The organism is Photorhabdus sp. S10-54 (assembly GCF_963878145.1).
Taxonomy (GTDB): Bacteria; Pseudomonadota; Gammaproteobacteria; order Enterobacterales; family Enterobacteriaceae; genus Photorhabdus; species Photorhabdus kayaii.
Window position 1 is genome coordinate 101,699 of the sequence record NZ_CAWNXG010000014.1, and the last position, 10,821, is coordinate 112,519.

Consider the following 10,821-nt stretch of genomic DNA (forward strand, 5'->3'; position numbering starts at 1 on the left):
GTGGCTTCTAGTATTATAAATCAAAAAAATTCCTATCTATTTCATAAAGTTCATAAGTACTGACCTTTGCTACACCCATACCATTTTGTACCAAATATTCACATAACTGTTCACCATCAATTAGAGTAATATTCATTCCTTGAGCTTTTTTTGCACTACTAATAGCTTGTTCTGTAAAACTTGATGATGAAAAAAACACTCCTTTATGTGCACCATTCTGATTCATAGAACCGATAAACTCACGGATCTCACTCGGAGGGACCTTCTTATTATTATATCTTTTTGCCTGAATATAAATTTTTTCCAGACCTAACTTATCTTCATTAATAATTCCATCAATTCCTTCATCCCCTGCACCACCAACAACTTTTCCCGCTTGAGACTCATGCCATCCATATCCCATTTTTAATAAAAGATTTACTACCAATTGTTCAAAAAAGGCAGGATCGGAAGAATTAATAGCATCGAGGAGTTGACTTTTAATACTATCTCTATGTTCAATATATTTGTTATGTATAATTTCTTCGGGCAATTGATCTTTTGTTATTTTTTCATTTTTAGCTGGCTCAACTTTAGATGGTTGTCTGCTCCATAAATCATACAATGGCTTAGATTGCCCAGAAGATTTAATCTCAACAAATATTTTTCGTGGAGAAGCGCTGGGAAAATCAATTCCATAACAATGTTTTCTGATTTCACCTCTGACTACAGCCACAGGATCTTTTGCACCAAAAGAGTAATAATTTTTGCTGATAATCCGATCGTAAATGTCTTTATGAGATAATGCTTTCCCATATTCACGTAAAACATTAATTATGGCCTCGATAATCGTCATTTAACTAACTCCCAAAATGCCTTATCCCGCATTTTTTTAACTTGCTTATCTCCATCAATATACAAGCTAAAATGTTTTTCAAGCTGACGTACCTGTCCCATCAGTGATTCTTGCTCGCTTTTATCATCAACGTTAAAAACGGCTTTGATATCAGTATTCTTGATCTCTGATACACGGTGGATTACCCAAGTCAGAATGTAAGAGGCGTAATTATTATCTCCCGTCTTAAAGTGAGTAATCTCTTGGGTTGATAAGATTGCTCCAACACCATATTCACGCCCTTCTTTCAGAATTTTGCGCAAGCTAGGGAAATCCTGCCTCATAAAGTTGTCAGCTTCATCTACTAGAACCATTTTTGTTAATTGACGGTAATCTCCTTGCACAACAGGCTTACCACGTTTTTGCATTTGGGCATAAAACAGATCTAATGTTAGTGCAACAACCAAGTTCTGTATTTCTGTCGGATACCCCGCAAGCTCAATAACAGTCACACCATCAACCAGATCATACAGACTGGTCATTTTCTGTGGGTTAGTTTCAAATATCTGGAAACCGGCAAGATTATAAAGAGCGGCATAGAGTGAATCCTCTTCCACTTTCTCCTGAGCCAGATAACATTGCCAGACGTCTTCAATTGTGGGGGCAACATTATTCCAGGTTGAACGATCATGTGCAATGATGCCTGCCGCCTCATAACAGTCCATAATTAGAGTGACAAGTTTCATGCGTTGTTTTACGCCAAGGTTATAAGCACGCCCCATGGTTTCAGAAAAGGCCATCGCAGTATGCCGTGGCAACATCGGCATATCACCAAACAATGACAACGGGTTATAAGGCAGTAAAGACAACTGGTATTTTTTTGCTCCTGTCGCAGCTAAAAACTCCTCATCGACATAGTCCGATTTGTAATCGAAGATAAGTAAACCAATCGGAGCTCCATTAACATTGTTCGCCTGATTACGTACAAGTTGCGTCACTAGCGATTTCGTGAACTGGGTTTTCCCTGTCCCCATAGTACCGATGATGCCAGTGTTAGTATTCATAAATTTAGCAGTGTTCGTTGGTTCCCAGTAAAACGGGATTTGACGAACAGCATCATGACCAAATAATACTTTGAGGGGCTCTTCGCTTATGACTGAAGTTACAACCGGCACCAATTGTTTATCCTTTGCTGGTTCGGAATCAGGACATTCTTCAATGAAAGAAACATTACTTTTTGCCTGAATTGTTTCCTGTGTTGTTACAGTATCATTGAGAGGTTTAAGTTGATATGTCTCTGGTACACGATAACGTTCAGCCAGAGGTTGTTCACTGCTACTTGCAGCAATAAGAGAAGGTAATAAAGAATAGGGAACTTCAATTTGTAGTATGTTATCTGACGTCTTTTTATAAGAGAGATCAAAGCAGCTGTCGTTATCTACGTGAGCAAGTATAAAACCATCCACATAGTCAGAAAGTTCACCCAGTTGATACTCCCCGGTTAACCACCATTCGCGTTGTTCCAGTAATGGAGACAGTTTATTATTCTCCAGTACACTATATAGGTGCAGTTTTTCTACTTGCATAAGCACCTGGCGGATAAACAACGCACGATAAAGTTGCGAGGCTAACGTCTGTGGCCCCAGAATATCTCTCTGCAAATAACGTTTTAGTTCACTGGCTTGCTGTCCTGCATAACTGTAGTCAGGTCTGGCACCCGTTTTTACCTCCAGTGGCAGAAGATAAAGCTTGCCATCTTTAAATCCAACAAATAGCACATCATCGGAGATAGCGCCTTTACGATAGCCATGCGACTGTCGGGAAAATTCACTTTCCTTCATTTTCAGACCCACATTACCGGAGACCCTAATCATTTCGGCTACTGAAAGAGGAACCCAGCAGATATCAGACTGACGTAACATCGATTGCACAAACTTGTATGCACCAATAATACCGTGTTTTTCTTTGCGTTCTTTTTCACCAGAACGCAACATTTTGAGCAGCCATTCACCATTGAAAGCGTTAAATTCAGCAAGCAAATGTTGGCTATCTACAGTAGAGTTTTGTCCTATCTGTTTTTCTGTTTCAAGCAGACGCAAAAAAAGGTCAACTTGTTTGGTTACAGTAACAGCATCATATCCTGCACAACTAGTGTACTGATCTGAGTAATGGATTAATACCACATCTTTCTGGCTGGTAAAGAAATCCAATGTTACTTTAGGGTCAATAATTGTTGTCCAAAGTGCACTGTTGTAAGAGCGAGTAAGTAATTTTTTAAAATTGCCACTCACAGCAAGTCCAATCCCCTGCCCAAGATACAGACTGTTGCTCTGACGTGCAGGTAGCCATAAGCACCCTAACAATCTGGCAAGACGTAACGCTATGTATGGTTTAGTGTTAACATGACGCAGACCAAAGGCGGTAAAATAAGCATCTTCCTGGGTTTCAGCCCCTTCGCCCGCAATTAAGCCACTACATAACACGCCACTTGAGGTGTCATCGATACTTACCGGGCGGCAATCTACAGGAGCTGTATTAGTAAAAAATGCCAGATGTGCATAAGCCAGGTTGTCGCTTTCCGGAGGCAGGGTAAATTTACTGAATGTCAGACGGCTACGCATCAAATCAATCAGCATATCGGCTTCAGCACGCCACGTACCACTGTTTAAACCAAGATCATTCTTGAGTTGTTCGTAACTGGCGCTTTCAGCAAAACGATCAAACTCGTTTGGCACCAGATAATCGTCATAACAGTTTACATGTACCGAGATAGCGTGTTCTTTTTCCTGTTTAAAATATTCAACTAGTCCCAGAAACACTTCTTTAGCTGAGCCTTGATTGATAGCATTAATAATCAGCGCGTTATTATTGGTGCTCTGGAATAACCGAGCATAAGCGTCAGTAAATTCGTTGAGCTTGTCTTTAACTAGACGTTTAACATAATCACGGCTCATTTGACGCTGTGGTACAACGTCAATCCAGAAACGATTATCAGCTACAGGCTGTAGCTGCGCGTATTCATATTCACTGTGATACACAAACGGCATTAAGCCAGATGCGACAAGACGCTCAAGAGTAATCTGTGGTAATGTGGCAAATGAAGTGGACGAATACTGTTCTGATTCAGCAACAATAGCTTCAGCCAGTTGCAGATGATAGGCCAAAACTAAAGGATGCAATGGCGAAAGGCGCTCATGGGTTTCACTATGATAAATCCCTAAATGCAACAACGATTTTTCTTGCATTGTTAGGGCTTTATTTAGCCCAATTTGCTTTAATGCTTTCTCAAAAGTATCCAGAACATGTTTAACCAATACTCGATAATCCTCCGACCATGAGACCAGACTCGGCAGTGAATTATGGCGTTGGTAATAGTCAAAAAGCTGTCTGTAAGCATTATGTAAATCGGGGTAGCTGGCGCGTATATCATCCAGAGCGAAGACATTGCTGTCCCTGCGTGCTCCCAGCAAATTTTGCTCAATCAATGATGATTCTATTTCCAGTAGGCGTTGACGGATGATGCCTACAACCTTATGTTCGGTATTTTCCAGAATTACACGTCGTTTAGCTTTATTGTATTCCGCATTTCCTTCCTCTTTAAACAGTTTGTTAAAACGGCTCTGATCAAAAAGTAAAGGTAAGGTTAATCCTTCTTCAGCTCCAGAACCTTCAATATTAAGCAGCAATTGGTCATCACCTGAAATCAGCGTAAACCGGACCAGATCACTTTGATTTGCCAGTGTTTCAAAATTTACTAATGCATATTGCTGGCAATTCACTTCATAGACATCTTCATTCAGGGAACAAACCTTTTCTCCAACTTCAGCTATACGCAACTGGTTATCTTCCAGTTGCAAAGTTAGTTGTCCTTTAGCAGGCTCAATGCGATAGCAATTCTTGATTTCATCAAGCCAAAATCGTCCTTTTTCCACCAGCAACAAGCGGAATTTATATTCTTCAGCCGAATTACCTCGATTAACTAATTCAAGGCTAAAAAAGCGTGGGTGTCCATTAAAAGGTATGAAAGCAATAATACGGGAAGATCGACCACCAACTCTGCTTGTGTGCCAAAATTGACTTTTTTTTAACTCATTATGATGTTTAATTTTAATGTTTTCATCACGGAGATCATTACCCAGAAAACTAAATTCCATTGCAACATGTGACTGTTCCGGTTGAACCTGTACCAGCAGACTGATTTCGCGCTTACCTGCTTTAGTTGAACTTTTAGATCGCTGCCAGATTTCGCCATTTTCAATAGTAGCTTTGTCAAAAATAAGTTTTTGCTCGGTATTTGCCTTTATCTCTTCCAGATAATCATAGTAATCAAGCAAACGCCAGTCATCATTATCGACAAAATGAGTTTGAATGAATTTTGAACTAAACTCGGTCAGGATGTTTTCCAGTTGTCCACTATAACGCTCAATACTATCCTCAATCTGACGATAGAGTTTTCGGTTATCATTAAGCCGAGCACGCAATTGTTTCTTGCTATAATTCAATAACAAATCGTCTTTGAATAATTTTAATTCAGAAAAATCCAAATTGCCGTCATCCAGTAAGCGATACAACGACGAAAACCCGAAAACTGTCGCTCCTTCCTCCAATACCATAGCAAGCTGATCTTCTAGCAAACAGCAGGATAACTCATATTTTTCACTATTAGATGAAATTAGTTTTTCAAGTTGACGACTGAAAGTAGATGGATACCAGATTGCATCTGGTGCAGCGACATCCTTTGTGCTGTTAATCAGCGTATCTAGCATGCTATTGTGAATAATCAACAGAGCCGTTTTATTAAAGACATCATCACGGCTTGCGACCTGATCGCGGAGATGAGAAATATAATTTTCTGTAAATGCTGGTGCTTCAGTACCATGTAACACAGGAATAAGTTGAATTCCGTTACATGGGATGCTGGTAATATACTCACCGGAAGTGAGTTCCAGTTGATGGCTGTTAGACAGCGAAACGAAAGCTTGCCAGAGTTTCAATGCATTGTCGGGATCGGGAGATTTAAACTGATAGCGTTCACCAGCTTGAATAATTGCGCTAACCCACTCAATAAATGTTTCCGCCAGATACGTTTCATACTGTTTTACGGACATATACGGCATCTCCACTATCACTCATTCTTTCTATATTTCCTATGCGCTCATAAAACGCAACCAGTGTTTGTACTGACTGATTATCCAGATAAAAACCACGTTGCTCAAAACCACGTAATAACTCATGAAGCCTGAGCCTTTTATTTTTGCCAATTGTGAGATTTGTCAGCAACAATAGCCGGTCCTGACTTAATACTAGTACCTTACCTGCTCTGCCACGTATCTGAATAAAATCATTACAAATCTGACTTTCCAGCTCATTGATATAGTTGCGATTCACCGATGCGCGATCCGATTTTTTATCCTGGAATTGTTCTAGTGCAACTGATAATAATTGTTTAAATGCGTCATCCAGGTTTTCTGCTTGTTCTCGATTAGAAAGTTCACGCTTACGAATAAAATCCTGTAAATAGTTATTAATTTCATGTAATACCTGAGGATCAGAATAGCTCAAGGCATCATGATACACCTGCCATAGTGGGCGTTTTTTCCCATCCTCCCATTGCAACACATCTAGTGCGGAAAGAATGGGAAACAGTTTTACACTTTTACTGGAAAAGAACTTATAACCATAACGACTAATTTTTTCTCTTTCTGAACTGGCTTTTTCTGTATCAAGAATGAAGAACAACGCCCTACTTTTAGGCAAGCCTTCCTGCCAGTGTTCCAGGTTTAGCGCGAGTTGTGCACACCAAGTAAATGCGTACAGACGTAAAGTATTGCTTAACTCTTGTAAAAGGTATTGGGGATATTCAGCCAAAAATGCTAAATCATCCTGGAAACAACTTACTAGATAGGGAAGATAGGTTTGTTCTTCGTCAAAGGGTTTTCCGAGAGGTCGTATTTTTTCGTTAAGCTTAGACAATATTTTCTGTTCTAAAAAATTCAACTTATCCTTTATGGGATATTGTAGACTAAAATCTCCCACCAGATTGGCAAAAAAAGTACCTAATCGTTTGTTTGCAACACTAGAATTGATCTTTCCTGCATTAGAAAATTGCGCGTGAAATAGTAAAAAAAGTGGAGATACTCGAAAAATATCTTGACTCGAAAAATACATGCGTTCCAGAATATTCCAGAAATCCGGTTCATCAAGTTGGGCGAGTAGGTGTACCTTGCAGTCATTGCGAAATTGATGAAAATCATACGCATCTATTTTTCTTTTCAGAGCATAGCTTAATACCAGTCCGGTGACAAATTCCCAATCGAAATCATTATTTTTATTACGAACTGGCAGATAACAACTATCTATCTGATTATTGCGTACCTTTGGCTTTAACGCGATAGGGTATTTTTTTTCATTGGTATGTATCATGCTACTCCATCCATACTGCTGACTGTAATCATATCGTCATCTGTTCTTACAGTATAAATTCGATGATTGCTGTCATAAAATCGAAGCTCTGTACTGGATTTTGCCTGTTCTGTCATCAACTCAACAATTTCATCCAGCAATACAATAGCATTTTTGTCGTATTTATTTGGTCGATAGCCATTATTCAGCTTTCCGAGCAATTCAAATAAATTAAGGCCGATACGGACAGGTAATAGTGAATTTGCTCCCACCTTCAAATGAACTTCAAAACAGGTAGGATGGACAGTATTTCTCTTTAAGATAGCACCCCAATCAGGTTTTAATGCCATCGGCGCTGTTATTTTTACCCCGTCATATTCCCCTAAAAAGAACTCCTCTTTTTGAGTGCTTAATTCTGGGGCTTTGCGATTAGCATAACGCTGAATCCCTGCAATCAATTCTGAAGCATAGAAACGATGTAATGTTTTTTTCTGCTCTGCCTCGGCTGTGTAATTTCTGTGCAAATGCCAAATCTGTGCATAACGTTCGAATGATTTTTCATCAAAGAAGAGATTAAATTGTTGGTGATAATTATTACCTAATGACTCATTACGAAATAACCAGAAAAGGCGAATAAGAGAGGATGCATTTGCATTATGACGTTCAAAATAAATATGCTGTTGTGCCAATACAGTCAAAAACTCATCCAAATCAGGATCATTTAACCCTAATTCATAGCGCAATATAAACTGATCAAGCTCATGTGTATGTAATCTTACAGGATCAAACCCTGAAATCTTTTTCACCAGCTCATTTTCTTCACTGCTAAAAAGATTATCAAATAAATAGCCTGGCCCCAGTAATAAATGGTGAAGTAAATCCAACAACGCACGAGTAGTAACAAACTGCTCTTTCATCAACCGGGATTTAAATAATTGAGTAATCAAAACATCCTGCACACCTGGCTTACTAAGCATTTTAAAGTTAGCAACAACCTGTAAATCATGTCCTGCTAATTCATCTTTCTGTGCAATAACATGAAAAAGATTTTTATCATCTTCTTTAGTTAAATTCTTAATCAGCGATTTGATAAAAGGGGAGTAATTTTTTGACTCATCAAACTGGAACTTAGGATAGTGTTCAAAATCAAAAAAACAGCATGAATTATTAACCCACGCTCCCCGTTCTCTTTGATTATCAGACAAATAAGCATCAATGATAGAACGAATGTCCTGGTGCTGCTCCGCACCTTCCATCGCATAATTGGCCAACATACCAGTATTGATGCCTAGTAATAAAGGGCGCTCCCCTGCCTTATGCTTATCAAACAACTCGTTCAGAGCATCAATTGCAGATTGTCGGGGGGAGAAGCTATGGGTTGCATCCAGATGGAAATCAAACTTCTGTTGATAATAGGGGGTAGTACGGCAACGAGTAAGAATTTCAGATTTACCATCACCACTGCTACCACAAAGAAAAATGATTTCACCTGATTTCGCTGTGTGCAGATATTGTTGTAGATCAACTTCAATCTCTTGTTTTACAAAGAGTTGATGCTTTAACTCGTCGAACACATCCTTTTGTCGATGAGTAATCGTCGCTACAGAAAATGAAGATGACTTAGCAAGTACACCTAACGCTTTACGTAATGTGATTGGACTCATAACTTCATGTTCTCTAAGGTAAGAATCAGATCATTCTATACAAGCTAGCCCCTGATCTCTATATGCTTATTTACTGATTTAGGTTAAAACTATACAGGTAATTTAGACACAAAAATCATCATTTATCATTAAATCATATTGTTATAGGCATATTTCTGTAATTGACCACGGATTCACGTTCATCAAAATCAAGTAAGGTCAGCGAGAATATGAGGGAATAAAGAAGAATTCAGTAGAGGTCAGTTGAACTAAAAATGGCGCACCCTACAGGATTCGAACCTGTGACCTACGGCTTAGAAGGGCGCCACCATATGATTTCTATCGCTTTCCTGCTATTTCAAAATATTTCATTCATATGATTTTAAACGAATTTATTATGTTGAATGATTTCACGCCATATCATAGTATTTCATCACTAAGACACCCGTTAGAGCACCTATTTTATGGCAGGAATATTATTCACTGATAGCAAAATCAAAGGCATCAAACCGAAGGATCAGGCTTACTATGTGTGGCAAGCGGCAGCAACACGAGGAACTGGTAGGCTGGGTATTAAGATCTATCCGTCCGGCCGTAAAGTGTTCGTGTATAAATACCATAAAGACGGCACTCGCAAGTTTTTAACATTGGGGGATTATCCTTCCCTATCATTAGCCGAAGCAACTGCAAAATCACAGGAAGCATCAGTTAATGTCTTTGCGCCTGAAGAAGTCGTCTTAGAGCACGCGACTATTAAACAACTCTTTGATGATTATATTGCAGATCAAAAGAAAAGGGGGAAACGTTCATATGAAAAGACAGAGAATAGGCTTAACCAAGTTTTAGCCAGCAAGCACATAAACCAAGATACACCCGTGAAAGATATTACCCCCGATCACATTAAACGGGTACTAGCCGAATTCATTTCACGCGGTGCTGTAGCTGGCTCGAATAAAGTACGAGCTAATTTACATGCCGTATTCAACTTTGGTCTGTTTGCTGACAATGATCCCGCAAAGCTTAATGAAAAAATTATCTATGGGTTAGATAGAAATCCCGTTGGGGTGGTTCCGCGTCAAGAAGGAGCAGATAAAGCATTAGACCGCTTTCTTTCTTGGGATGAACTTCACAATCTATTTGAACTTATTCAGGTACACCCTGCTGCATGTCCGATGAACCATGATTACGCGCAATTGCTTCTCTTGTGTATTTTCAGTGCTGGTCAACGCCCTTGGGAAATAATGACAAATACACGTGATAATTGGGATAAAAACAACAACACACTAACCGTTCCACCCCGCATTTCTAAAAATGGAGACTATCACGTAATACCATTAAGCGAATCAGCTATAAAAGTTTTAGACCGCCAAGAAAAGCAATATCCAGAATCATCTTTTCTTTTTCCTAGCAACACGAAAGAAGGCCATCTTCTGCCTGCCGAATATGCCAAGCAATTACGAAAATTTTGTTCACGTAATGATTTTGCAAGTTTTACACCCAGAGATATTCGACGAACATTTAAAACGCTTGCTGGGGAAATGGGGATAAGTTCGGAAATGAGGGATAGATTGCAGAATCACAAGAAACCCGGCGTTTCAACCAAACACTATGATCGCTACGACTATCTAAAAGAAAAGAAAGAAATCATTGAGCTGTGGGAAAGTAAGCTGCTATCGCTGTGAACAATAAGGGCCATTGCTGGCCCCTTTCCTTACTTCGGCACCTCTGGCCATTCCACATCAGGCGCTTGATTCACATCTACACGCGTAAGCAATACTCTGTACTTTTTCCATTCCAGCAAAGCGGCTTTCTCTGAGTCTGTAGCGACTTCTAAATCAACAGAGTCTTGTAGCAATGAGAGTGTTTCATTTGCTTGTTGTAACAGTGCTGCTTGTTGTTGCTTAGCTTCATTAATCTGATGGGATTTGAGAAGGTCTTTATCAACTACCCATTCTTTGCCGT

Annotated in this window: 6 protein-coding genes; 1 reads left to right on the top strand and 5 read right to left on the bottom strand. The window is 39.4% G+C overall.

Annotated features, from left to right (window positions below; translation table 11 throughout):
* Positions 1-13: 13 nt before the first annotated feature.
* From AACQ83_RS10350 to dptF, 4 genes are read right to left on the bottom strand one after another with little or no spacing between them, the layout of a single operon-like run.
* The gene (locus AACQ83_RS10350; RefSeq protein ID WP_112877475.1) at positions 14-835 is read right to left on the bottom strand and encodes a restriction endonuclease; all 822 of its coding nucleotides are present in this window, start codon (positions 833-835) and stop codon (positions 14-16) included.
* The gene (dptH, locus tag AACQ83_RS10355) at positions 832-5,922 is read right to left on the bottom strand and encodes a DNA phosphorothioation-dependent restriction protein DptH (RefSeq protein ID WP_112877477.1); all 5,091 of its coding nucleotides are present in this window, start codon (positions 5,920-5,922) and stop codon (positions 832-834) included. The genes AACQ83_RS10350 and dptH overlap by 4 nt, the downstream gene beginning before the upstream one ends.
* Positions 5,903-7,237 carry a DNA phosphorothioation-dependent restriction protein DptG gene (gene dptG, locus AACQ83_RS10360; RefSeq protein ID WP_112877478.1) on the bottom strand — a complete coding sequence of 445 codons (1,335 nt, stop codon included), beginning with the start codon at positions 7,235-7,237 and terminating at the stop codon, positions 5,903-5,905. Before dptG ends, dptH begins: the two co-directional genes overlap by 20 nt.
* Positions 7,234-8,880: a DNA phosphorothioation-dependent restriction protein DptF gene (dptF, locus tag AACQ83_RS10365; RefSeq protein WP_112877481.1), complete on the bottom strand. Its 1,647-nt coding sequence runs from the start codon at positions 8,878-8,880 to the stop codon at positions 7,234-7,236. Before dptF ends, dptG begins: the two co-directional genes overlap by 4 nt.
* A gap of 443 nt (positions 8,881-9,323) precedes the next feature.
* Between dptF and AACQ83_RS10370 the strand changes: the two genes are divergently transcribed.
* Complete coding sequence (locus tag AACQ83_RS10370) at positions 9,324-10,541, top strand: tyrosine-type recombinase/integrase (RefSeq protein WP_112877483.1); 1,218 nt, start codon at positions 9,324-9,326, stop codon at positions 10,539-10,541.
* Positions 10,542-10,570: 29 nt separating this feature from the next.
* Here the strand turns inward: AACQ83_RS10370 and AACQ83_RS10375 are convergent.
* Positions 10,571-10,821, bottom strand: a 251-nt coding sequence (locus tag AACQ83_RS10375; RefSeq protein WP_146747893.1) for a tail fiber assembly protein, incomplete at its 5' end; no start/stop codon positions are given.